Below are 23327 nucleotides of genomic sequence, written 5' to 3' on the forward strand. Positions count from 1 at the left end.
CTGTCCTCCGGCTGCAATGGGAATCCATAGCAATAGCAATCTCTAACAGATTCGCTCCTTAGTGAAAAAACACATGCGGACAACGGATCTCCACGAACTTGAAGAATCTCCTTTCTTCTCTGCGCTTCTTTGTGGTCTTTGCGGTAGATCTTTTCTGATTTGCCAATGCAGCCGGAGGACAGGAGTGTCCTCCCTCCTTACTCCACCACTCCGCCCAACACCTCCGCGGCGATGCCCGTCCCTTCGTGCATCAGTACGATGTCCCCTCTCCCGACGGGCAGGATCTTCTCCAGTACTTTTGACACGTCCTTATCCACGGCGTCAAACCCTCTGCGGCTCCAGGCCATGACCTCCATGCCGAGTTCCGCAGTGACCGGATGGGTGAAAAGATTCCGGTGCCCCACGGGGGCGCGGAACAACCTGGGTGTCACGCCGGTGGTTTCCGCGATGACCTTCTGGCACTCCAGGATCTCCCGCCGCGTGCGCCATGGTCCGGCACACCAGAACGTCGCCTGCGGATGGGTCATCGTGTGGTTCCCCACCTCATGCCCCCGCCGGACGATCTCACGCGCCAATTCCGGATGCGCCCGCACTTTGTCTCCGATGAGGAAGAACACGGCCCTCCGCCCATGGCGGTCCAGCAGGTCGAGCAGGACCGGCGTTTCATCCGGGCAAGGGCCGTCGTCGATGGTGATGAGCGGCGGCCGGCCTTCACGGAAATCCGTCACCGGTCCCAGCCATTGGCAGCGCGGGCGCAGCACCGCCAGACAGTAGATCACGGAGATCGACATGCCGCCAAGCAGCGCCCAGGTCCAGCCCCAGAACCAATGGTCCACAAAGGCGATCACATGCAGCCCGAAGAACAGGGAAAGCCGCCAGACCATGCCCGGCCAGCCGGAGATCCGCAGGGTCATGCCCAGCAGCAGGATCAGGTGCGCCACGGCATTGAGGGCGAAAATCCCCAGCCACAGCCAGGCGAACCACGCGGTGTGGTTCCCCGCGTCCTTCCGCCACCAAGCCCATGCGGTCAGCAGCAGCAGCCAGCTCCACCACTGGACCGCGACTTTCTTTCCCGGCACGAAGAATGCCAGCAGGTTCAGCGCGACGAGCCCCACCGGCAGCACCAGCAGCCAGCCGATCCACGGCCCGGTCCAGCGGACCAACCACTCCGATACGGCGGCGAAAACCGTCAGGGAAACCAGCCAGCCGAGCAGCAGGCGCTCCCCGGCATGCATGGCGCGGAATGTCGTACGCTCGAAGCCGTCCGCCACCCAGCGCCGTCCCGGGCCTCCGAAGACACGGAACAGCGCGGAGACGGCCCGGTTGCCAACGGCATCACCGCTGCCGGTCATTCCCATTCGATGCTCGCCGGGGGCTTGGTCGAAACATCATAGAGCACGCGGTTGATGCCCTTCACCTCATTGAGGATGCGGTGGCTGGTCTCGCGCAGGAGCTGGTAGGGCAGTTCCACCCAGTCCGCCGTCATGGCGTCCTCCGACACCACCGCACGGAGTGAAATGGCCCACTCGTAGCTGCGTTCGTCGCCTTTCACGCCCACGGTCTTCACCGGCACCAGACCGGCGTAGGCCTGCCACACGCGGTCATACCAACCGTGTTCCTTGAGCTTGCCGATGAAGATGGCGTCGCAGTCGCGGATGATGCGCAGGCGTTCCTCGTTCACCACGCCCGGGCAGCGCACGGCGAGGCCGGGCCCGGGGAACGGATGGCGGTTCAGGATGTCCGCCGGGATGCCCAGCGCCAGACCCAGTTCGCGCACCTCGTCCTTGAACAGTTCCGCCAGCGGCTCCAGCACCTTGCCCTGCGCCTGCAGTTCCAGGATGCGGTCCACGCGGTTGTGGTGGGTCTTGATCTTGGAAGCCTTCGACTTCGCGTTCGACGCGCTTTCGATCACGTCCGGATAGAGCGTGCCCTGCGCCAGCATCTCCGCATCCCCCACCGAGTCCCAGAAGACGTCGATGAACAGGTTGCCGATGATTTTCCGCTTCTGCTCCGGGTCATCCACGCCATCAAGCGCGGTCAGGAACTGTTCCGCGCAGTCCACCGTCTCGATCGGCACGCCCATGCGGGCGAAATTCGCGCGGACCTCGTCGCCCTCGTCCTTCCGCATCAGGCCGTGGTCCACGAAGATGGCGCGGACATTCGCACCCGCCTCGTTCAGCAGTACGGCGAGTACCGTACTGTCCACTCCGCCGGACACCCCGCAGACGATCTGCTTCGTGCCCACCGTCTCGCGGATGCTCTCGATCATCTCGCGCTTGAAGTCGTCGATCTTGAACGGCAGCAGGTCCTTCGCGTGGGAGAGGAAGTTGTTCAGGATCTTCAGCCCCTGGTGGCTGTGGGTCACCTCCGGGTGGAACTGGATGCCGAAGCAGCAGTCGCTCCACTGGAGGGAGACCGGCGTCCCGTGCTGGTTGCGGGCGATGACGCGCGCCCCGTCCGGGATGATCTTCACCGTGTCCGAGTGGCTCATCCACACCTGGGAGGACGCGGAAACCCCCTCATACAGGCCGCTGGACGCCTCCACCAACAGTTCCGCAGGACCGTATTCGCGGCGGGAACTCGCCTCGACGGAGCCGCCGAACTTGATGTTCAGGAGCTGCATGCCGTAGCACACGCCCAGCACCGGCACGCCGAACTCCATCAGCTTCGCGAAGTCCAGATCCGGCGCATCCGCCTCGCTGGTACTCTTCGGTCCGCCGGAAAGGATGATGGCACCGGGTCGGCCGATGTCCGGGAAATCCTCGATCGCATAGAGCTTCGCGAAATAGCCAAGCTCCCGCACGCGGCGGACGATGAGCTGGGTGTACTGGGAGCCGAAATCAAGGACGGCGACGTGGTGTTGGTCGTGCATTTGGGAAAAGATCAGCTGATGGGTTGATAGTTGGTCGGCTCCTCGGTCATGACGATGTCATGGACGTGGCTTTCGCGGAGGCCGCCCGCGGTGATGCGGACGAAGTTGGCCTTCTCCCGCAGTTCCGAGAGGGACGAAGCACCGACATAGCCCATGCCGGACTTCAAGCCGCCCATGAGCTGGAAGATGACATCGGAGAGGGCGCCCTTGTAGGGCACGCGGCCCTCCACGCCCTCCGCCACCAATTTGCCGGAGCTGTTCTGGCTGTATCGGTCGCCCGCACCCTTCTGCATCGCGCCGAGCGAACCCATTCCGCGGTAGGTCTTGAAGCGGCGGCCACCGGAGTGGACCGTCTGGCCGGGGCTTTCCTCCGTGCCCGCGAGCAGCGAGCCGAGCATGACCAGGTCCGCACCGGCGGCGATGGCCTTCACCACATCCCCGGAGTAACGGATGCCGCCGTCCGCGATGACTTTCACGCCATGCTCGCGGCAGTAGTCGGCCACATTCCGAATGGCGGTGAACTGGGGCATGCCGACACCGGCGATGACCCGCGTGGTGCAGATGGACCCCGGACCGACGCCGACCTTCACGGCGCTGGCACCGGCGGAGACCAGGTCCCGCGCACCATGCTCCGTCACCACGTTGCCGGCGACCACCGGACGGTCCGAAAGTCCGCGCAGCTTCTCGATGACCCCCATCACGTGCCGGGTGTGGCCGGTCGCGGCGTCGATGAAAAGGGCGTCCGCACCGGCTTCGATGAGCGCCTTCGCGCGGTCCACGCAATCCGGACCCACGCCGACCGCCGCGCCGCAGCGGAGCTGGCCGTTGCCGTCCTTCGCAGCATTGGTGAAAGTGATGCGCTTCTCGATGTCGGAACCGGTGATCAGTCCGGCCAGGCGGCCGTCCGCGTCCACCAGCGGCAGCTTTTCGATGCGGTTCTGGTAAAGGATGCGCCGCGCCTCCTCCAGACTGGTGCTCGGCGGCGCGGTGATCAGCCGTTCGCGCGGCGTCATCACATCCGCCACGGTCACGTCCTGGCGGTCCAGGTAACGGACGTCCCGCCCGGTCACCATGCCCTCCAGCCGGCCGTCACCGTCGACGACGGGGAAGCCGGAGAAACCGTTCTGGATCATGATCGCCCGCACATGGGCGACGCTGTCCTCCTTGCGGACGATGTGGGGCTTCAGGATCACCGCGTTCTCGGAACGCTTCACCCGCGATACCATCGCCGCCTGGTCATCGATGGGGCACGCGCGGTGGATCACACCGATGCCGCCTTCACGCGCCAGCGCGATTGCCAGATCATGCTCGGACACCGTGTCCATCGCCGCGGAAACCACGGGAATGTTCAACTGGATACCCGACGTGACGTGGGTGGAAAGGTCCGCTTCTCCGGGCAGCACGGCACTGTAAGCCGGCACGAGAAGCACATCGTCAAAGGAAAGGCCTAGGGAAATCTCCGCCATGGGGGAGTCAATAGAAGCTACCCCCAACGCGCAAGGCCGAATCCCGAAAATTTTTCGGATTGCAGCGAATCTCGTGAGAGATTCGGCAGGGAGGAAATCCTTGGGCAACCGGAGCCTGTTTTCCCAATGGACGTGCACCCCGCCGAAGGTCTCACGACCTTCGCTACGGGAATCACGCGTCCAGCGAAGCCAGCGGCGACGGGATGGCCACCACCTGCATGCCGGCACGCTGCGCGGCGAGAATGCCGGCAGGCGCATCCTCAAGTGCCAGGCAGCGCGCGGGATCGACACCCATCAGCTTCGCGGCACGCAGGAACACATCCGGAGCGGGCTTTCCTTCCGCCACATCTTCCGCGGTCACGACTTCGTCGAACCAGTCGGAAATGCCCACGGCCTTGAGGGTCTTTTCGATCACATGGCGGGAGCCGCCGGTGGCGATCGCCATCGGCACCTTGCCTTGCAGGGAGCGGGCGAAGTCCGCCACCTCACGGATGAGGCACACGGAGCCCATGCGCTTCAGGAAAGCCTCGCGCTTCGCAAGGGCGACGGCCTCCGGATTCAGCTTCAGGTCATACTCGCTGTTCAGGTCCACTACGATGTCCCTCGTAGGTCTGCCGCCCATGGCGATGAAGACATCCTCCTTGAAGACACCACCGGCGCCATAGATGGAAAGCGCCTCGCACCATGCCTCGAAATGCGCGGGCATCGAGTCCACCAGTGTGCCGTCACAATCGAAAATCACGGCATCAAAGCCGTCGGTTGGAAATGAAATCGGACCTACGCTTGTCATGTGCGGCGCACGGCTTAGGGGGACATGCCCCTAAAGACAAGCTCGACGCTTGAAAAAGCGCTATCGATGCCCCAAATCATGCCAACAGTTGTTCGAATCCAACGAATTTTGCGCCGTCAGGAAAATCAGCTTCATCGCAGCGTATCATTCCTATCCAGTTATGAGTAAAACTCGTCCGGTCCGGGTCCTCTTCGTCGTGTTGTGGTTGCTCGCCGGTTTTTGTGCCGGAGCGACGGAAGATCATGTCCAGTCCCTCGAACTTTCCCGGGGCGCCGGCCATGTCCATCTCTACCGCCAGACGGAGCGTCCAACGGCGGTCATCGTCTTCGCCTCCGGTGACGGAGGCTGGACGAACTGGGAGGATGAAGTGGCCAACTGGCTGGCGGATGCCGGCTGGTGGGTGGCCGGGCTGAACTGCGGCAACTATGCGGAGAGCCCCTACGACGGGGATCTGCTGGCGGAGGACTTCCAGCGACTGGCAAAGTCCGCCAACGCCCCCGCAGGCACTCCCCTCTTCTATGGTGGTTGGTCGATGGGGGCGGTGCAGGCCGTCGCCGCCGCGGGGAACGAAAGACCACCCGAACTGAAAGGGTTGCTCCTGCTTTCCTGCGGAGCCAGGGGCAGATATGGACTGGAACTGAAGGACAAGCTGGGCGTCGCCCCCACGGGCGCGGGCACCTTCGGCCTGACCGATTTCTCCGACCGCATGCCCGGCCTGCGCATCGCCCAGTTCCAGGGCGGGGCCGACTTCATCTCCAGCACGGCCTGGATCCAGAGCCTGCCGCAGACCGCCGCGCACACCGCACTCTATGAGATGCCCCGCTACAACCACGGCTTCGACGGTCCGGACCCGAAGTTCAGACCCTCCCTGCTGAGGGGCATGGGCTGGTTGCAGGGGAATGACTCGCTCGCCCCGGAAAGCCCACGCACCGCCCTGCCCTGGGGCCTGTCCCCGTTATGGCCCGCGGCGGCGGCGGCCATGGGGCTGGCGCTCATTTTCCTGTTTTCCAAACGGCACGCCATCCGCCTGCTGGTGACCGCCGTCCTCCTCATCGGCCTCATCAACCTGCTGGAGGCGCTGATGCCGAAGTCCGCGGACGTGATCGACTGGATGCAGCAATGGCTGCCGCTGGGAGTGAGCGAGGACAGCCGCCTGCTGATGCTCCTTTCCGGACTCTCCCTGCTGTTCCTCGCCCGCGGCCTGAGCCGGAGAAAGAAGGTGGCCTGGTGGCTGGCGGTCGGGTTGCTCTCCGTCTCCGCCGCGCTGCATCTCGTGCGCGCCTTTGACTGGCACCACTCCGTGGCGGCTCTGGTACTGCTCCTTCCTCTCATCCGGTGGCGGAAGGAATTCGTCGCCATGTCAGACGCGCCGTCCGTCCGGCTTGGCCTCATCGCCGCCCCGGTGGTGTTCGTGGTGCTGGTCATCTTCGGCACGGCGCGGATCCATGACCTGGGGGAGTCCGGAAAGCTGCCGGAGCCGCTCGACTGGCTTTCATCCGCCACCGCCGCGCTGAATGCCACCGTGGGCCTGCCGGGGAATCCACAGGGTTCCGGCGGGGACAACTCCGCCATGGAGCATTTCCTGGGACGCATGCGCTTCACCGGCATCGCCTGCGGCACCGTGGTCCTGCTGCTCATGCTGCGCCCGGTGCTGGCGAAGCGCAGGCACGTTTCGTCCCCGGACGAGCGGGAGAAAGCGGCGGACATCCTGGCCCGCCACGGCAATGACCCCAGCGATCCCTTCACCCTGCTGCCGGACAAGCACTATTTCTTCCACCCATCCGGTGAAGGCTACGTCGCCTTCGCCAACTGGCGGGAGATGGCGGTGGCGCTGGCGGACCCGGTGTGCGCGCCGGAGATCCGGAGGGATCTGGTGGACCAGTTCGCCTCCTACTGCCGCAGCCAGGACTGGACGCCGCTGTTCTACGGCACGGGCAGCGCGCACCGCAGCCTGTATGAACAGGCCGGCCTCATCACCTTCAAGGTGGGCGAGGACGCCCGCATCCCGCTGGCGGAGTTCAGCCTCGCGGGAGGGAAGTTCCAGAACCTCCGTACCGCCCGCAACAAGGCGAAGAAGGAGGGACTTTCCTTCCGTTGGTACGATCCATCGGCAGGCGTGGACCATGGACTGGAAGCGCAGCTCCACCTCCTGTCCGACGCGTGGCTGCGCTCGAAGAGCGGCGGCGAGATGACTTTCGACCTCGGCGCGTTCTCGCTCGCGGACATCCGCGAACGTGGGTGCGCCGTCGTGCTGCTGCCGGACGGAAAAGTGGAGTGCTTCGCCACCTGGATCCCCTACGCCCGCGGCACCGGCCGCACCCTGGACCTCATGCGTGGACGCGGCTCCCCGGGTGGCATCATGGATTTCCTCATCCTGGAAAGCATGGACCATTTCAAGGAAGAGGGCGTCACCGAGATCAGTCTCGGCAACGCCCCGCTGGCGAACACGGAGACGGACCCGCAGCAGCTTTCCCGGGAGGAACGGCGGGTGAAGTTGATCTTCGACCGCTTCGACCGGTTCTACCGCTACAAGTCCCTTTTCGATTTCAAACGGAAGTACCACCCCGCCTGGCAGGGCCGCTACCTGGCCTACCCGCCGGGCACCCTGCTCGCCCGCATCGGCCTGGCGGTGGCCGCAGTCCACCTCCCTGGAGGTTTCCGCGGTCTCATCAAATCCTGACGCGGGCGGCACGCCCCCATTTCATCAACTCCGGTAGGTCCCCGCGGCCACCTGCATCCGGTCAGGGCCACTGTGGCTGAACGCGACGTCCCCCTCGATGACGACGCCCGGCTCGAAATGCACCGGCCCGTCCACCCCGAGAGAGCGGCAACCAAGCAATCCCGGCACGCCCAACGGCTCCAGTTGGTCCACCAGCTTGTAGTCGTCGGAAAGGGTGATCACCGGCGGGATGCCATTCCGTTCCGCAGCCAGGCGGACCTGGCCGTTGGGGAGGATCTCATAGGCGTCCGAACGCAGCGCCAGCAGGTCGCTGGTGGTCTTCACCGGGGCGAAGCGGCTGCGCGGAACCTCGACCGCCAGCGAGCCTTCGAAACACTCGATCGCCGCCCCCATCGCCACCTCAAGCTGGATGACCGGAGTGGATTTCTTGTCACGCGGGTCCACCGTCTTGCGGTTCTTGATCATCGGCAGCGGCAACACGCCGGCGTCCGCCTCCAGTTGTTCCTTCAGCAGGTCCAGCCGCAGCCAGAGCGAGTTGGTGTTGAAGAACCGGTGCTCGTCGATGTTCTGGAACGCGTCGATGTCCTCGTCCGGGCACTGCGCCACCTCACGCAGCAGCAGCCTTCCGTCGCTTTTCCTCACGGCCAGGTGGCCGCCCTTGCGGTCCGCCCCGGTACGCCGCGTGACCTCCATCATGAACGGGGCGCCGGAATTCGCGAAATACTCCAGCAACGCCGGGTCCAGGATCGCACCGAGGTTGTCCGAGTTCGAGACGAAGGCATACTTCACGCCCTCCGACAGCAGCCGGTCCAGCCAGCCGCTGCCGACCAGCGCCGGGAAAAGATCACCATGGCCGGGAGGGCACCACTCCAGGTCCATGTCCGCCGGCCACTCCACCGGTGCCAGCGTGGCCGCGTCGATCTTCGGGATCTGGTTCTGCATCAGCTCCACCTCGGCCGCGTCCGCCAGCCCGTCCGCTGCATACCGCTCCAGATGGGACAGCGTGTCCCCGCTGGTGCTGAAGCTGTTCATCAGCAGCAGGCGCACGTTCGCGCCGCTGGATTTCCGCAGGTCGAGGATCTGCCGCACCATCAGGTCGACGAAGTTCACCCCGTCGCGGATCGGCAGCAGGCTCTTCGGCCCCTGCAGCCCCATCCCGGTCCCCAGACCTCCGTTGAGTTTGACCACCACCGCCTGGGAGAGCAGCGCCTTGCCCGCCTCCGTCGCCCGCAGTTCCTCGGAGGACGGAATACCGTCCGCAGGACGGATGGAGCTTTCCGGGATCATCCCCGTTTCGTCGCGCAGCAGCGCTTCATAATTCCGCCGGAAGGCTCCGATCGCGGCTTCTCCCATACCTGCTGCCGCCATCTTTGATTGGAATGCGTCGAAATTTCCCATGAATGTGATGTTCAGCAGCACTGGAGCATTAAGACATACCCTGGTCACGCTGAAATTTGCGGAGTTTTTTTGGCCCAACGCGGAATTTTGTAACGCCACTCCGCCCGATCGAAACTTCCGCTCCAGACAAATGTTCTCCCGTCAAATGTGCCTCAAATTCAACCAATCATAAATCAAACGATTGATTGATCCTCGTTGTTAGAAGCGCTCACTATCAGACCTTTATGCTGTCAATTACGTAATCGCGTAACCCATTTCTGTCCGCTTTTGTGCTAATCTCCGCCCGATGAGCAGCCATGTGGATCCACCGAAGCCTCCGGGGGAGGCAATATCCCTGTGTCCATTCTGTGACACCATTCCGGAACTGACCGAAGGTACGAACCGTCTGGGTTCCCGCAATGGTCCGTCCGTGCGGTGCGCGAACCCGGCCTGCGTCGCCTGGAAGACCAATCTGTGCGAAGGAATCTACTTCACGCCGAACGAGGCGATCAAGGCCTGGAACAAGCTCGCGAAAAAACTCCGGACCCGGTAAGCCAACGTCAGACACATCCCTTGGCATGGTTCAGGGTTCCCGTTTCACCGGCTGGAGCGGCATGGAGATGACAACGGCTGCCTTCCTCTCCTCCAGGCTGGTGCGGTCCGGCACGTGGCATTTCAGGCAGCGGTTCCCCAGGGGGATCACCCCCGCATAGCGGTAGAGGCCCCCTTCCTTCATGTCATGCGCCTCCGCGCCGGAGGAGATCACCTCCACCGCCTTTTTCTCAAAGGCGTCATCCGCACGGTGGTCCACGTTCATCGCCTTGGTATCCACCGCCAGCCACTCGATCCTCACCCCCCAGGTCTTCTCCATTTCTTCGAAGACATCTTCCAGGGATTCCGACGGGATTTTTGATTTCTCCTCCTCCTTGAAGAAATCCCGGTGCATCACCTGGAGCGCGCCGTGGAGGACTTCATGCAGCAGTTGGGAGCGCAGCTTCGCCTCCTCCTCCAGCCGCTCCCCGTCAGCGGCGCGAGCCTGTCCCGGCAGCCAGAGCCACGGGAGCAACGCCAGCATGCCATAACAGACTTTCCGCCGGAGGATCAGATGATTCATATCGTAATACGATACGCCTGGAATCCGCACCTCCTTCCATCCCGCCCGGTGGAGCGGTTCCCGAACACGAAAAATCGGTAGATGAAGCCTCTCTGGGGGGAATCACCTACCGATCTTCTTGTTGGGGGGAATTGGTTCGCCGCACCTGATTGGGGGGGAGTCATGCGCGACAAGTGCACCTTACCCAAAACCGGCCATCCCGCCATCACGTGATCACGTCAGGGTTATTCACAACCGGCGGTTCCGGAGGCGGCGGTCAGAAGCGGCGTTTCATCAGCGCACGGAGGTCTCCTGGGTTCACCGGCTTGGTGAGATGCTCGTCGAAGCCGGCCTCGGAGGTCCTTTTGCGGTCCTCCTCGCTCCCCCACCCGCTCAGGGCGACAATCCATGCGCCCGGCTGGATGCTGCGGATCTTCCGCGCCGCTTCATAGCCGTCCACCACCGGCATGCCCAGGTCCAGGCACACCAGGTCCGGGGCGAAAGACTCCGCCGCCTTGATGGCCTGCGCGCCGTCGTAGGCCACCGAGGTTTCCATCCCCTCCATGATGAAGAACATGTTCAGGATGTCGGCGGTCGCCTTTCCGTCATCCGCAATGAGCACCTTCAGCTTCTGCGGGGATGCGGCGTCCCGCTCCCCCTCCACCTCCCGTCCGTCAACCGGGGTCCCCTTGACCAACCCCGGAAAGATGACGGTGAACTCGGAACCTTTCCCCTCCCCGCCGCTTTTCAGGGAGATATCCCCGCCGTGCATGTCCACCAGCGATTTCACCAGGGTCAGGCCGATGCCCAGCCCGTCCTTCGCCCCCGCCGCCCCTTGGTCGAACAGGTCGAAAATGCCCTCCTGGTGCTCCGGCTTGATGCCCTTGCCATTGTCCTTCACGGAGATCGTCAGTTTTCCGTCCTCGTCCGCCACCCGCAGGCAGATCTCCCCACCCCGCGGGGTGTATTTCGCCGCGTTCGACAACAGGTTGGCGATCACCTGTGCCAGGCGGTGGCTGTCCGCTTCAATCCGCCAGTCCGCCGGGGCGTTCACCATCGAGAACCGGTGGTCCATGCGGGTGATGAGCGGCTGCACGGACTCCACCGCCGCGTCCACCACCTCCGCCACGGAGATCCCATCAACCTGCAGTTCGATCTTCCCCATCGTGATGCGGGAAACGTCCAGCAGGTCATCGATCAGGCGGGCCATCTGGCTGGTCTGCCGCTTCATCATCCCCGCCATCTTCTCCACCAACGCCGTATCGCCGGGGCTCCTCAGCAGGATGTCCACCCCGGTGAGGATGGGGGCGATGGGGTTGCGGAGTTCATGCGCCAGCATCGCCAGGAACTCATCCTTGGTGCGGTCCTCCTTCTCCAGCCGTGCGTTGGTCGCGGCCAACTGTTCATTGAGGTCCTGGAGCCGGTTCTGGCTTTCCTTCAGGTCCTGCCGCTGCCGGGCCAAGTCATAGAAGGTGCCCGCCTTGTTCAGCAGGATCGCCGGGTCGATGGGCTTCAGCAGGAAATCCACCGCACCCGTCTCATATCCCTGGATGCGGCGCTGCTGGTCCACGATGCCCGCCGTGAGGAAAATGATGGGCACCGCCTTGGTCCGCTCCGTGCCGCGCATCATCTCCGCAAGCTCGAACCCGGTCATCTCCGGCATCTGCACGTCCACGAAGGCGAGCGCGATCTCATGCACCAGCAGCAGTTCCAGCGCCTCCCGCCCGGAACGGGCCTTCAGCAAGGTGAGGCCGTCCCGTTTCAGGATGGCCTCCAGGGCGATGAGGTTCGACTCAAGGTCATCCACAAGGAGGAAGTTGATGTCAGGCTTGGGACTCATATCAGGAAAGGGTTCCGCCGGTTGGTTTCATGGCGTTGAGGAAGGTGGCGATGCCTTCCAGATCCAGCACATAGGCTGCAGGGCAGGCGGAGATGGCGGAGGCGGGCATGTTCCGCCCTTCCGCGGTCGATGGATTCTGCACCAGGGCGCAGCCGCCGGCGGCGGACACCGCGGCAAGGCCGGCGGCCCCGTCTTCGTTGGACCCGGTGAGGATCACGCCGGTGAGGCCGTCGCCGAAGACCGCCGCGGCGGACTCGAACAACACATCCACAGAAGGGCGTGAATAGTGGACCGCCTCATCCGAAGACAACGCCAGTGTGAAGTCCGGGTTCACCAGCAGGTGATAGTCCGGCGGGGCGAAATAGATGGTCCCGGGAACCAGCGGCTCCTTGTCCTCCGCTTCCTTGACCTGCATCGGACAGCGCTCGGAAAAGATCGCGGAAATCAGGCTGTCCGAATGCCGGGGCAGATGCACCACCACCATCACCGCATATGGATATCCGGCGGGCAGCGCCGGCAGGATGCGGCTGAGCGCCTCGATGGCCCCCACGGAGGCACCGATGACCACCGCCGGAAACGGATCGTTGATCCGCACCTCCGTGTTCATGCCCCACCCTCCTTCTGATAGATCCGTTCATGCCGGTCGAACTCGGAGAAAGCCGCCGCGTGCGAGGAGAAGCGCAGGCTCTCCTTCGAGCCGATCCCCAGGAACCCCTTCCTCGAAAGCGAGTCCTTGAACAGGCCCACCGCCCGGTCCTGCAGCTCGCGGTTGAAGTAGATCAGCACGTTCCGGCAGGACACCAACTGGGTCTCCGCGAACACCGCGTCAGAGACCAGGCTGTGGTCGGAGAACACGGTGCGTTTCCGCAGGCTCTTGTCGAAGATCGCCCGCCCGTAGCCGGTGGAGTAGTAGTCGGAAAGGGAGCTGCGCCCGCCGGATGCCCGGTGGTTCGCCGTGAAAAGGGCCAGCCGGTCCAGATCATAGACGCCCGCCTGCGCTTTCTCCAGCGCATCCGTGTTGATGTCCGTGGCGTAGAAGATCGTGCGGTCTTCCAGACCCTCCTCGCGGAAGGTGATGACCAGTGAGTAAAGTTCTTCTCCGGAACTGCAACCCGCCACCCACACCTTCAGCGAGGGGTAGGTCCTCAGGTGCGGCAGCACCTTTTCCCGCAGCGCCCGGAAATAATGGGGATCCCGGAACATCTCGCTCACCTGCACGGTCAGGAACTGGAGCATCTTCCCCATCATCCCCTCCTCATGCAGGATGAGGTGCTGGAGCTGGGAGAAACTCGACAGGCCGAAATGCAGGCACGCCTGCCCCAGCCTCCGCCGCAGGGACGCCTCGGAGTAGCCCCGGAAATCATAGTGATACCGCCTGTGGATCGCCTCCAGCAGCAATCCCAGCTCGATCTCCTCGATTTCCGATTCCTTAGATTTCATCGCGGCATCCACACACGCACCAGGGAGAGCAGCTTCTCCACATCCAGCGGCTTGGCCAGGTAGTCATTCGCCCCGGCGGCCAGGCATTGCTCCTGGTCGCTGCGCATCGCCTTCGCGGTGAGGGAGATGATCGGCAGTTTCTTCCATTCCTGCCTGCGGCGGATTTCCTTCATCGCGGTGATGCCGTCCATCTCCGGCATCATCACGTCCATCAGGACGAGATCGACCTTCTTCGCGGGATCCAGGAGTGACTCCTCCAGCGCCACCAGGGCCTCACGGCCATTCCGGGCGATCTTGACCTTCACCCCGCGGCCTTCCAGCAGGCTTGTCAGAGCGAAGACGTTCCGCACGTCATCCTCCGCGATGAGAATCCGGCGGCCTTCCAGCGCCTCATCCCGGCTGGTCGATTTCTCGATGAGCCTGCGTTTCTCCGCCGGAAGTTCGGACACCACCTGGTGCAGGAACAGGGTCACCTCATCCAGCAGGCGTTCCGGTGATTTCGCGCCCTTGATGATGATGGATTTCGAATACTTGCGCAGACGCTGTTCCTCCTCGGAGCTCAGCACCCGACCGGTGTAGACGATGACCGGAGGGAAGGAGTAGGTGTGTTCCTTGCTCAGCTTCTCCAGCAGCGCGAAGCCGGACGCATCCGGCAGGCTGAGGTCCAGCACCATGCAGTCGAAGGTGGAACCGCCGAGCTGCTCCAGGCACTCCGCCGCCGTGCTGGCGCAGACCGCCTCGACATCCCGGGAACCCAGCAGGTCCCTCATGGCGTCCATCTGCACCGGATCATCCTCCACCAGCAGCACGCGGCGCACCTTCTGGCTGATCTTCACCTCCAGCTTCCTGAAAGTCTCCACCAGTTGCTCCCGCTTCACCGGCTTCATCATGTAGCCGACCGCCCCCAGGGAGAGCGCGGTGTGGGTGTAGTCGCTCGCGGAAACCACGTGGACCGGAATGTGGCGTGTGTTTGGATCACTCTTCAACTGCTCCAGCACGATGAGGCCGCTGTTGTCCGGCAGGCCGACGTCCAGGACGATGGCGCTCGGCACGAACCGCTTCGCCAGCCGCAGGGCTTCCTCCGCGCTGGTGGCCACCAGGCACTCGAAACTCATCTCCCGCGCCAGATCATAGACGATCTCCGCGAAGGGCTTGTCATCCTCCACGACAAGGATCACGCGGCCCCGGCCGCTGATGGACGCCCGGTCATCCGGCACGCTGCCTTCCGTGATGGGCGCGGCCGGAGGTTCCGGAGCATGGCGAGATGTTTCTTCCAGCAGCCGCGCCAGGTCCGGCGCCTGCTCCGCGGGAACAGCCGCCGGAGCGGGACGCGGAGTGGCCGCTTCCCACACTTCCGGTGCCAGCAGGGTGAAGGTGCTGCCTTTCCCGATCTCGCTCACCAACCGCAGTTCACCCCCCAGCAGGCGGGCCAGGTTCCGGGAAATGGACAGACCCAGTCCGGTTCCGCCGTACTTCCGGCTGGTCCCCGCATCCCCTTGGAAGAATGGGTCGAAAATCGCCCGGCGCTTTTCCGGGGCGATGCCGATGCCCGTGTCGCTCACCTTGAAGCTGAGCTGGTTTCTCGGACCACGCCCCACGCGCAGCGCGACCTCCCCCTTTTCGGTGAACTTCAGCGCGTTCGAGAGCAGGTTCTTGAGGACCTGCTCCAGCCGCTGCGGGTCGGTCTCCATCGTCGCAGGCAGGCCCGCATCCACCTCCACGGTGAGTTTCACGCCTTTCTCGCGGGCGATCGGCTCGAAGATGTCCCGCATGTTGCCCGCGACATCCGCCAGCGTCACCCGCACCGGGGAGATGTCCATGTGTCCGGCCTCGATCTTCGACAGGTCCAGCACATCGTTGATCAGGTTCAGCAGATCATTGCCGGCGGACTCGATGGTGTGCGCGTATTTCACCTGCTCCGCCGTCAGGTTTCCGCCCCGGTTTTCCGAAAGCAGCTTCGCCAGGATCAGGGAGGAGTTCAGCGGCGTGCGCAGCTCGTGCGACATGTTCGCCAGGAAGTCCGACTTGTAGCGGCTGGCCTGCTCCACCTCCGCGGCCTGGATCTCCAGCGCCACCTTCGAGTCCAGAAGGTCGGCCTTCTGCCGCTCCAGGATCTGGGTCTGCTCCTCGAGCTGGGTGTTGATCTGCTCCATCTCCGTCTGCTGCAGCTCCAGCCGGGCCTGGGTTTCCTTCAGCGCGCGCGTCTGCTCGTCCAGTTCCTCGTTGGACACCCGCAGTTCCTCGCTCTGGGTCTGCACCTCCTCGCTCTGCCGCTGCGTCTCCTCCAGCAGTTCCTGCAGGTTCTCCCGGTAGAGGGAGGACCTGACGGCCATCCCCACCAGTTCGCCGATCTGTGAGAGGAATTGCTGCTTCTCCTCATTCAGGGGATGGATGAAGCCCAGCTCGATCACCGCATTGACGGTGTCATCCACCTGCGCCGGAATCACCAGCAGGTGCCGCGGCACACCCTCACCCAGCCCGGAAGCCACGGTGAGGTAACCTTCCGGAACATCATCGACGCGCTGCAACGCTTTCTCCGTGACCGCACGGCCGAGCAAGCCCTCGCCCACCGCGAATTTCGAAGGCACGGCACCGTTGGAGGTCCCCACCAGCGCCACCCGTTCGAAACCACCCTTGCGGCTGACGAACATCACGCCCGCGTGGGCGTCCACGTACCGCGAGAGAAATCCGAGGACGCCCTCCGCCAGAAGCTCCAACCTGAGCTCCCCGGCCATGGATGCCGCCAGCTCGATCCGTCCCGCCTGGGACCACTCCTGGCGCTTCCTCTGTTCTTGGTTGCGGCGGAGCAGCCACATGACGGAATAGGAAAGAACCAGTCCCAGCACCGCCGTGATCACTCCGCTGGCGATGGTCGCCTTGTGCGTCTGCTCCATTTCCGAGATCCGCAGGTCCCGGACTCTCCGCTCCTCCTGTTTCATCAGCGCCAGGTTGTCGCGCAGGCCATCCATGACGCGACGTCCCCGGTCCGTGACAACCACTGCCAGGGCGGGCTCGAAGCCCCGCTCCCTGCGGATCTGGATGGTTTCCTCCATCTCAGCGAACTTCGCGGAGATCAGCACCTCCACCTTTGGCAGGAGTTCCTGGTGGATTGCATTTCCCGAAGTGATTTTCCTCAGCTTCACCAATTCCGCCTCCACTCCCGTACGGGCATTGAAGTAAGGCCGGAGATAGTCCTCGTTCCCCGTGATGAGATAACCCCGCTGGCCGGTTTCCCCGTCCTTCATGTAGGACAGAACATTTTCCAGCGAAACGATCACCGTGTGGGTGTTCTCCACCTGCCGCATGCCCTCACGCAGGGCGGTGGTGTTCCGGAAAGCATTGAAGCCGCTGAGGAGAAAGAAAATCACCGCACCGGCGAATCCCAGATAGAGCGGCAGGTTGCCGGTGCGCGTCTTAGGTGCTGGGAGTGGGGCGGATTGGGACAACGGCATGGTGGCGTGGATGGAAATGCGTGTTGCTCCGTCACTCCCCCCGGACTCAGGGGGCACGGAACAACAGCCCCCGAGGTTAGAATTCCGCGGCTCATCGTAACAATTCCGCACTTCCCCGAATTCCGCGTCCCAATGACGGCATATTGCACGTTTTAGCTCTTTTTAACGACAATATGAGGCAAATTCCACCCATTCCAGAGCAGCTGCAGGGAGCTGTCCTTTCAGCATCGCCAGATCAGGCGCAGATCGATAGGCATGCCCTCAGGCATGGAGATCCGCTGCATCCTCTTCGATCTTGATCGCACCCTTCTGGACCGCGACCGCTCATTCCTGGCATTTTCCGCCGCTCAATACGATCGTTTCCGCCCGCAGTTGGCTGGGGTTCCGCCCGACCGCTTTGTTGAATCCTTCATCCGTCTGGATGACCGTGGCATGCTTTGGAAGGATGAGGTTTACCAGCGCCTCATCGACGAACTGGGTATCCGCTCGCTCACCTGGGAGCAGCTCTACCAGGACTTCACCGACCGCGTGGCGGATCATTATGTCTCCTTCCCGAATGTGCGGGAGACCCTGGCCGGACTGGCGGAGACCCACACCCTCGGAATCATCACCAACGGACGGACGTTCTTCCAACAGCGCTCGATCCGCACCCTGGGGATCGAACCATTCTTTTCGGCCATCCTCATTTCGGAAAAAGAGGGTCTCCGCAAACCGGATCCAGCCATCTTCCACCGCGCCACTTCATTGCTCGGCGTGACTCCCGCAGAAACAGCCTATGTCGGCGACCATCCCGTGAATGACATGCAGGCCCCGCGGAACGCCGGGATGTTGGCGGTGTGGAAACGGAACGATGATCATGCGGACGCTCCATGTGACGCCCGTTTCGATCATTTCGACCAGTTGCCCCGGATCATCCGTGAGCTGGAAAACGAACACTCTGTCTGAACGCCCCATGTCACCTTACTACCAGCGGCTGCGTGAGGCCATCGGCACGGATCTCCTGCTCATCCCGGCGGTGGCGGCGGTCATTCATGACAGTGCCGGGCGGCTGCTGCTCCAGGAAAAGCATGACGGCTCCTGGAGCCTGCCAGCGGGAGCGATCGAACCCGGGGAAACGCCGGAGGAAGCCGTCGCCCGGGAAGTCAGGGAGGAGACCGGCCTTTCCTGCACGGATTGCTCCGTGCTCCGGGTGCTGGGTGGGCCGGAGTTCCGGCACACCTACCAGAACGGGGATGAGGTGGAATACCTCATCGTCCTGTTCCGGTGCCAGGTCTCCGACGACGGCTCCCCGCCGACGGACGTGGAAGAAACACGCTGCCTTGCCTGGTTCACACGGGAGGATTTCCCGGGATTGGCGCTGCCCTATGACATGGAGCTGCTTTTCCAGGCGGTGCCCTAGCCGGCCACCCGGAGCTTCCAGTCAGGCCCGCGCTTCAGGGTGAAGGTCCTCTTCGCGGTTTTTCCCTTCGCGGCGGAGCCATACCCCACCTCCACCACCACGTCGCCGTCCTTCGCCGCGATGGAGTCCACCCGGAACACGGGCTCCCTGCGCATCCGCAGGAAACAGTGCAGCGGCACATCCGGGTGCGACGCATTCCACAGCAGCCGCGAGGGTGGAAAGTCCCGTTCGAGCGAGAGCGCGTGGAGGATTTCCCTCAGCAGCCGCCCGCCATGCTTCCGCACCAGACGGGACGCCGCCCGCCGTGACAGCAGATATTCCATCAACGCGGCGGCGGGGTTCAACCGGTCCTCCTCCATCTCCGCGATCAGCTCCCGCGCGTTCAGCGCCATCAGAGCATGCATCTCATCACGCTCGATTTCGCCGCGCTCATACTGGGCGAATATTTCGCTCGGGGTTGGGATCATCCGGGCCGCAGCTTCGGCCATTTCTCCGGCTTCCACAACCTGTCTCTTCGACCTTTGCGGGGGAAATCACCGGCATCCCACCATGAGAATATCCGCATATCCTGAAAAATGACTCCGCATGATTCAAACACCTGAGGAGGCCTGGCCTAACAGCAATCCAGTCCCGATGGGACCTGCGGGGTATCTTATCAATCTAACTGAAACATCAGGGTTGGTTTAAGATTGCGCATAATCACGAATTTCCGCTTGCAAGGATCACCTCCATCCCATAAAACACCAATGCTTTCACCCCCCATCCCCCCATGGAACCTACCCCGCTTCACCGCGTGGTGGCACTGCTGTTAGTCGGATCGATAGTACCATTGTCGGCCCAAAATTTCAGCGAAGCCTCACGACCAACTGATGTCCACCCGCTTGGCGTCTCCGACCTGGAAGGCCGGGACGCACAGCGCTTCAACGGAGTCTCCCTGCCAGGTACCTATGAAGTTCCTGCGACAAAGGCCGCCGCCCACCTGAAGGACGCCGGAGAAGTCTTCATGACCCAGGACGCCGCCACGCTGGCCTCCAACCATTCCGGCGGCAGCAACGTCGCGGAGGTGGTGGATCTCTCCACCCTCCGTGAAGCCTCCCCGTTCCGCAAAGTCGCGATGGCTGCGGGCACCTCCTCCAGCGAGGCCGCCGCGAAAAGCCTCCCGATGGGACTCGCCCTCCTCTCCGCCACCTACCGCGAGCCCGGCCAGAAGTCCGAGCAGGACTGCCCCGGTCTGGGCCTTTCCATCCAGCAGCGCGTGAAGCTGGAACCTGCGAGGATCCTCGAGATCGTCGAAGGCGAACTGGCGGTGAACCCTGCCTGCGCCTGTGAGGTGGTGAAAGCCGCACTGACCGCCGCTGGTGCGGACGCGGAAATGACCGCCCAGGTGGTGGAAGCCGCCGCGACCGTGACGCCGGAGTCCCTCCGCCTCATTTCCCAGTGCGCCATCGCCGCCGTTCCAGATTCGCTGGCCGCCGTTCAGGCCGTGCTCGCCCGCCTGGATCCAGGCAGCGGTGAAAGCGGTTACTCCTCCAAGAGTTCGAAGAGCGCCAAAAGCGCGAAGAGCGGCAAGGAGATCATCCCTCCTCCGCCACCCCGCGTGATCGGCGACCCGCTTGATCGCCCGCGCTATTTCATCCCTCCCCCCCCGTTCAATCCTCCGCCCGTCACCGATGTGGACTGCCGCTTCCGGTGAAGCCAGCGGAGTTTGAACACCCCCCGCCCCTGAGGCAACCTAGCCGATAGGGCGGTTCCCCCCGACATCCATGAAAGCCCTGCCAGTCCCCCCGCTGGCAGGGTTTCCATGTTTCAGGGGGTAGGGCCCGGCACACGTACGGTGGTTTCCCTAGGCGCGACCGTGGTGGATCCCACCTTCTTCACTTCAACGTTCGATGTTGGGCGTTCGATGTTCCCCACCAAAGCGGCGGAAGGCCGCCGCACTCCATGACGCTGGCGCGTCCATCGCTTTTCCCCCGTGTGCGGGGCAGCGTGCGTCTCACCTCTTCGCCCGCAGGAGATCCCTGCTGCTCCAGACGTAGTTCCACCCGGAGATGAGGGTGAGCGCGGTGGCGATCCACAGGGACAGCGGCATCACCCATCCGCCCTGCGCCCATGGCTTGGTGAGCCAGTGGAAGAACGCAAGGAACGGATTCAGGTCATCCATATGGTCCAGCGTCAGCCAGACCAGACCGGTGATGCAGAACGTGAGCTGGAACCCGGTCTTCCATTTCCCGAGGTTGTCCGCGGCGATGACCTGTCCGGCCTCCACCGCGATCTGGCGCAGGCCGGTGACCAGGAACTCCCGGCCGATGATGAGGGCGGTGACCCACACCGGGCAGAGCTTGTGTTCCGTCAGGAAAACGAAAGCGGCGCTCACCAGGATCTTGTCCGCCAGCGGGTCCATCAGCTTGCCCAAGGGGGTGACGAGACCCATTTTCCGTGCCAGCCAGCCGTCGATGAAATCACTGATCGCGGCGATGACGAACAGCACCAGGCCGATCCCGTAACCCTCCGCGTTTCGGAAAGACACCGCTGCCACGAAGGCTGCGGTCATCACCAGGCGGGAGAAAGTGATGGTGTTGGGAAGATTCACGGACTCAGTGTGGGCGAGGAGCAACCCGGTTGGCAACAAAGGGCTTCAACAGGATTTCGCGGTTCCAAGCATGGGATTCATGCCGGGAATGTATGAAATGAACGATCTGCCGCCAACAAGAGGTTGCACGCAACGGATTCGTTCCCTAAACCGTCCCCCGCCACCGCAATCTGGTACATTATATGAGCAACAGCGACTTCGGACTCATTGGTCTGGCCGTCATGGGTCAGAATCTCGTTCTCAACGTGGAATCCCGCGGATTCCAGGTTTCTGTCTATAACAGGACCACCTCCGTCACCGACGAATTCGTCAACAAACATCCCGACAAGAAACTCGTCGGCGAGCACACGCTGGAAGGCTTCGTCAACTCCCTGGCCTCCCCGCGCAAGATCATGATCATGGTCAAGGCCGGTGGCCCGGTCGATGCCGTCATCGAATCCCTCATCCCTCTCCTCGACCAAGGTGACATCGTCATCGACGGTGGCAACTCCCTCTACACCGACACCGAGCGCCGCGACAAGTGGCTGGGTGATCTCGGCTTCCGCTTCATCGGCGCCGGCGTTTCCGGTGGTGAGGAAGGCGCCCGCAAAGGCCCGTCCATCATGCCGGGCGGCCCGCTTTCCACCTGGGAAGTGATGAAGCCGATCTTCGAATCCATCGCCGCTGTCGCCGAAGGCGAGCCATGCGTCACCCACATCGGCCCGGGCGGTGCCGGTCACTATGTGAAGATGATCCACAACGGCATCGAGTACGGTGACATGCAGCTCATCTGCGAAGCCTACAACATCTTCAAGGCCGCCGGCTTCACCTCCGAGGAACTGGAGCAGGTCTTCACCGACTGGAACGCGGGCGACCTGGAGTCCTACCTGATCCAGATCACCTCGAAGATCTTCGGCCAGAAGGACCCGGAAACCGGCAAGCCGCTCGTCGAGCTGATCCTGGACACGGCCGGCCAGAAGGGCACCGGCAAGTGGACCATCATGAACGCGGTGGAAAACGCCATCGTCATCTCCACCATCAACGCCGCCGTGGAAGCACGGATCCTCTCCTCCATGAAGGACGCCCGCGTTTCCGCCAGCGCCGTCCTCGAAGGACCGAAGGCCGAAATCTCCGCCGAGAAGGCCGCGCTGGTGAAGAAGGTGCATGACGCGCTGTTCGCCTCCAAGATCATCTCCTACGCACAGGGCCTCGACCTCATCGCCGCCATGGGCAAGGAAAAGGGCTGGAACCTTGACCTCGGCAAGATCGCCGCCATCTGGCGCGGTGGCTGCATCATCCGCGCCCGCTTCCTCAACGACATCACGGACGCCTACCGCTCCAACCCGGACCTGAGCAACCTGATGCTCGCTCCGTTCTTCACGAAGCTGCTCAATGAATTCCAGCAGAACTGGCGCGAAGTCATCGCCCAGGCCACACTGGCCGGCATTCCGGTCCCAGCGTTCAGCGCGTCCCTCGGCTACTACGACAGCTACCGCAGCGCGGTCCTGCCAGCGAACCTGCTGCAGGCCCAGCGCGACTTCTTCGGCGCACACACCTATGAGCGCACGGACAAGCCACGCGGTGAGTTCTTCCACACCGAGTGGCCGGAAGTCATCGGCTGATGCCCGCCGGGAGCGCCGGTCTCCGGACCGGCATCTTCCCCGCTGGGAGCGCTGGTCTCCAGACCGGCATCTTACTCCTTCAAAAGACGGTCGCCTCCCACGGAGGCGGCCGTTTTTTGTCACTCCATCTCCAGCCGGTAGCGTTGCACGGAGGCATCCACCTCCCTGCTCCAGGCGTCGATGCCGCCCTGCAGGCCGTAGGTTTCCTTCATGGCGTGGCCGCGGAACCACGCCACCTGATCCAGCACGCTCCGGCCGAGGTGGTCATAGATGACGATGACCGTATCCGGTGGCAGGGAGAAAAACTGCTGCTGGCTTTCCTGGGTGAAGAACGCGGACCCGGCGATGGCCACGGCCTCATGCTCCTCCCGCGTACGGACGTCCACCAGGACGATCTTTTCCCCGGCATCCAGACGGGCTTTCAGGTCCGGAGGGGAAATGAGCATGGCCGCATCATGCTCATGGCTGGAAAGCAGGTGGGCCAGCACCTCGTCCGGGTCGATCTCCGAGCGGGCGGCCAGTTCCGCCAGCGTCTCCGTGTCTGAAAACGCGCAGCTCGAGCAACCGCCGAGGTGGTAGCGGGCGAACAGCGCCCGCCGGGCACCCGGCAGCGCTTCCATGATTTCGCCCATTTTCGTCCCAGGAGACAGCTCCGCCACGCTCATGCGCTGAAGCTAGAACATCGAACATCGAACGTCCAACATCGAACATTGAGATCAAGATGCAT

At 63.3% G+C, this 23327-nt stretch carries 19 protein-coding genes; 6 read left to right on the plus strand and 13 right to left on the minus strand.

Annotated features, from left to right (window positions below; all coding sequences use genetic code 11):
• Positions 1-197 precede the first annotated feature (197 nt).
• From OVA24_RS15270 to OVA24_RS15285, 4 genes are all read right to left on the minus strand, one after another.
• A complete protein-coding gene (locus tag OVA24_RS15270) occupies positions 198-1352 on the minus strand; it encodes a polysaccharide deacetylase family protein (RefSeq protein ID WP_267670787.1) in 1155 nt (384 codons plus the stop codon).
• Positions 1349-2872: a glutamine-hydrolyzing GMP synthase gene (gene guaA, locus OVA24_RS15275; protein ID WP_267670788.1), complete on the minus strand. Its 1524-nt coding sequence runs from the start codon at positions 2870-2872 to the stop codon at positions 1349-1351. The genes OVA24_RS15270 and guaA overlap by 4 nt, the downstream gene beginning before the upstream one ends.
• A gap of 11 nt (positions 2873-2883) precedes the next feature.
• Positions 2884-4338 (minus strand): IMP dehydrogenase, encoded by a 1455-nt coding sequence (guaB, locus tag OVA24_RS15280; protein ID WP_267670789.1) that lies wholly within the window; start codon positions 4336-4338, stop codon positions 2884-2886.
• 172 nt (positions 4339-4510) lie between these two features.
• Positions 4511-5080 (minus strand): HAD family hydrolase, encoded by a 570-nt coding sequence (locus tag OVA24_RS15285; RefSeq protein ID WP_267670791.1) that lies wholly within the window; start codon positions 5078-5080, stop codon positions 4511-4513.
• 208 nt (positions 5081-5288) lie between these two features.
• Here OVA24_RS15285 and OVA24_RS15290 point away from each other — a divergent pair, with 208 nt between their 5' ends.
• Complete coding sequence (locus tag OVA24_RS15290) at positions 5289-7808, plus strand: phosphatidylglycerol lysyltransferase domain-containing protein (protein WP_267670792.1); 2520 nt, start codon at positions 5289-5291, stop codon at positions 7806-7808.
• A gap of 24 nt (positions 7809-7832) precedes the next feature.
• Here OVA24_RS15290 and OVA24_RS15295 read toward each other — a convergent pair whose 3' ends face one another.
• Positions 7833-9206 (minus strand): UTP--glucose-1-phosphate uridylyltransferase, encoded by a 1374-nt coding sequence (locus OVA24_RS15295; protein ID WP_267670793.1) that lies wholly within the window; start codon positions 9204-9206, stop codon positions 7833-7835.
• A 286-nt stretch (positions 9207-9492) separates the two neighbouring features.
• Between OVA24_RS15295 and OVA24_RS15300 the strand changes: the two genes are divergently transcribed.
• Positions 9493-9738 carry a hypothetical protein gene (locus OVA24_RS15300; RefSeq protein WP_267670794.1) on the plus strand — a complete coding sequence of 82 codons (246 nt, stop codon included), beginning with the start codon at positions 9493-9495 and terminating at the stop codon, positions 9736-9738.
• A 30-nt stretch (positions 9739-9768) separates the two neighbouring features.
• Here the strand turns inward: OVA24_RS15300 and OVA24_RS15305 are convergent, their stop codons facing one another.
• From OVA24_RS15305 to OVA24_RS15325, 5 genes are all read right to left on the minus strand, one after another.
• Positions 9769-10299, minus strand: coding sequence for a c-type heme family protein (locus OVA24_RS15305; RefSeq protein WP_267670795.1), 531 nt, complete (start codon positions 10297-10299; stop codon positions 9769-9771).
• A 256-nt stretch (positions 10300-10555) separates the two neighbouring features.
• Positions 10556-12118 (minus strand): response regulator, encoded by a 1563-nt coding sequence (locus OVA24_RS15310; protein ID WP_267670796.1) that lies wholly within the window; start codon positions 12116-12118, stop codon positions 10556-10558.
• A gap of 1 nt (position 12119) precedes the next feature.
• The gene (locus OVA24_RS15315) at positions 12120-12725 is read right to left on the minus strand and encodes a chemotaxis protein CheB (protein ID WP_267670797.1); all 606 of its coding nucleotides are present in this window, start codon (positions 12723-12725) and stop codon (positions 12120-12122) included.
• A complete protein-coding gene (locus OVA24_RS15320; RefSeq protein ID WP_267670798.1) occupies positions 12722-13558 on the minus strand; it encodes a CheR family methyltransferase in 837 nt (278 codons plus the stop codon). Before OVA24_RS15320 ends, OVA24_RS15315 begins: the two co-directional genes overlap by 4 nt.
• On the minus strand, positions 13555-17010 hold the full coding sequence (locus OVA24_RS15325; protein ID WP_267670799.1) for a response regulator: 3456 nt from the start codon (positions 17008-17010) through the stop codon (positions 13555-13557). Before OVA24_RS15325 ends, OVA24_RS15320 begins: the two co-directional genes overlap by 4 nt.
• A 255-nt stretch (positions 17011-17265) precedes the next feature.
• Between OVA24_RS15325 and OVA24_RS15330 the strand changes: the two genes are divergently transcribed.
• Entirely contained in the window at positions 17266-17955 is a 690-nt protein-coding gene (locus OVA24_RS15330) for an HAD family hydrolase (protein WP_267670801.1), read from the plus strand.
• A gap of 7 nt (positions 17956-17962) precedes the next feature.
• Positions 17963-18409, plus strand: coding sequence for an NUDIX domain-containing protein (locus tag OVA24_RS15335; RefSeq protein WP_267670802.1), 447 nt, complete (start codon positions 17963-17965; stop codon positions 18407-18409).
• Here OVA24_RS15335 and OVA24_RS15340 read toward each other — a convergent pair.
• Positions 18406-18876, minus strand: a complete 471-nt coding sequence (locus OVA24_RS15340) for a hypothetical protein (protein WP_267670803.1) — start codon at positions 18874-18876, stop codon at positions 18406-18408. The two genes, OVA24_RS15335 and OVA24_RS15340, sit on opposite strands and share 4 nt — an antisense overlap.
• Before the next feature lie 302 nt (positions 18877-19178).
• On the opposite strand from OVA24_RS15340, the gene OVA24_RS15345 reads away from it, so the two are divergent.
• On the plus strand, positions 19179-20102 hold the full coding sequence (locus OVA24_RS15345) for a hypothetical protein (RefSeq protein ID WP_267670805.1): 924 nt from the start codon (positions 19179-19181) through the stop codon (positions 20100-20102).
• A 300-nt stretch (positions 20103-20402) separates the two neighbouring features.
• Here OVA24_RS15345 and pgsA read toward each other — a convergent pair whose 3' ends face one another.
• Positions 20403-20999 carry a CDP-diacylglycerol--glycerol-3-phosphate 3-phosphatidyltransferase gene (gene pgsA / locus OVA24_RS15350; RefSeq protein WP_267670806.1) on the minus strand — a complete coding sequence of 199 codons (597 nt, stop codon included), beginning with the start codon at positions 20997-20999 and terminating at the stop codon, positions 20403-20405.
• Between the two features lie 182 nt (positions 21000-21181).
• On the opposite strand from pgsA, the gene gnd reads away from it, so the two are divergent.
• Positions 21182-22600: a decarboxylating NADP(+)-dependent phosphogluconate dehydrogenase gene (gene gnd, locus OVA24_RS15355; protein WP_267670807.1), complete on the plus strand. Its 1419-nt coding sequence runs from the start codon at positions 21182-21184 to the stop codon at positions 22598-22600.
• A 119-nt stretch (positions 22601-22719) separates the two neighbouring features.
• Here gnd and OVA24_RS15360 read toward each other — a convergent pair whose 3' ends face one another.
• On the minus strand, positions 22720-23265 hold the full coding sequence (locus OVA24_RS15360; RefSeq protein ID WP_267670809.1) for a rhodanese-like domain-containing protein: 546 nt from the start codon (positions 23263-23265) through the stop codon (positions 22720-22722).
• Positions 23266-23327: the final 62 nt, after the last annotated feature.

This window comes from Luteolibacter sp. SL250 (genome assembly GCF_026625605.1).
GTDB lineage: Bacteria > Verrucomicrobiota > Verrucomicrobiia > Verrucomicrobiales > Akkermansiaceae > Luteolibacter.

Coding starts and splice junctions, on each gene's coding strand:
- OVA24_RS15345 (WP_267670805.1), top strand. CDS start 19,179: ATGGAACCTACCCCGCTTCACCGCGTGGTGGCACTGCTGTTAGTCGGA.
- OVA24_RS15335 (WP_267670802.1), top strand. CDS start 17,963: ATGTCACCTTACTACCAGCGGCTGCGTGAGGCCATCGGCACGGATCTC.
- OVA24_RS15315 (WP_267670797.1), bottom strand. CDS start 12,725: ATGAACACGGAGGTGCGGATCAACGATCCGTTTCCGGCGGTGGTCATC.
- OVA24_RS15320 (WP_267670798.1), bottom strand. CDS start 13,558: ATGAAATCTAAGGAATCGGAAATCGAGGAGATCGAGCTGGGATTGCTG.
- OVA24_RS15310 (WP_267670796.1), bottom strand. CDS start 12,118: ATGAGTCCCAAGCCTGACATCAACTTCCTCCTTGTGGATGACCTTGAG.
- OVA24_RS15300 (WP_267670794.1), top strand. CDS start 9,493: ATGAGCAGCCATGTGGATCCACCGAAGCCTCCGGGGGAGGCAATATCC.
- gnd (WP_267670807.1), top strand. CDS start 21,182: ATGAGCAACAGCGACTTCGGACTCATTGGTCTGGCCGTCATGGGTCAG.
- OVA24_RS15325 (WP_267670799.1), bottom strand. CDS start 17,010: ATGCCGTTGTCCCAATCCGCCCCACTCCCAGCACCTAAGACGCGCACC.
- OVA24_RS15290 (WP_267670792.1), top strand. CDS start 5,289: ATGAGTAAAACTCGTCCGGTCCGGGTCCTCTTCGTCGTGTTGTGGTTG.
- OVA24_RS15270 (WP_267670787.1), bottom strand. CDS start 1,352: ATGACCGGCAGCGGTGATGCCGTTGGCAACCGGGCCGTCTCCGCGCTG.
- guaB (WP_267670789.1), bottom strand. CDS start 4,338: ATGGCGGAGATTTCCCTAGGCCTTTCCTTTGACGATGTGCTTCTCGTG.
- OVA24_RS15295 (WP_267670793.1), bottom strand. CDS start 9,206: ATGGGAAATTTCGACGCATTCCAATCAAAGATGGCGGCAGCAGGTATG.
- OVA24_RS15330 (WP_267670801.1), top strand. CDS start 17,266: ATGCCCTCAGGCATGGAGATCCGCTGCATCCTCTTCGATCTTGATCGC.
- OVA24_RS15360 (WP_267670809.1), bottom strand. CDS start 23,265: ATGAGCGTGGCGGAGCTGTCTCCTGGGACGAAAATGGGCGAAATCATG.
- OVA24_RS15340 (WP_267670803.1), bottom strand. CDS start 18,876: ATGATCCCAACCCCGAGCGAAATATTCGCCCAGTATGAGCGCGGCGAA.
- OVA24_RS15305 (WP_267670795.1), bottom strand. CDS start 10,299: ATGAATCATCTGATCCTCCGGCGGAAAGTCTGTTATGGCATGCTGGCG.
- guaA (WP_267670788.1), bottom strand. CDS start 2,872: ATGCACGACCAACACCACGTCGCCGTCCTTGATTTCGGCTCCCAGTAC.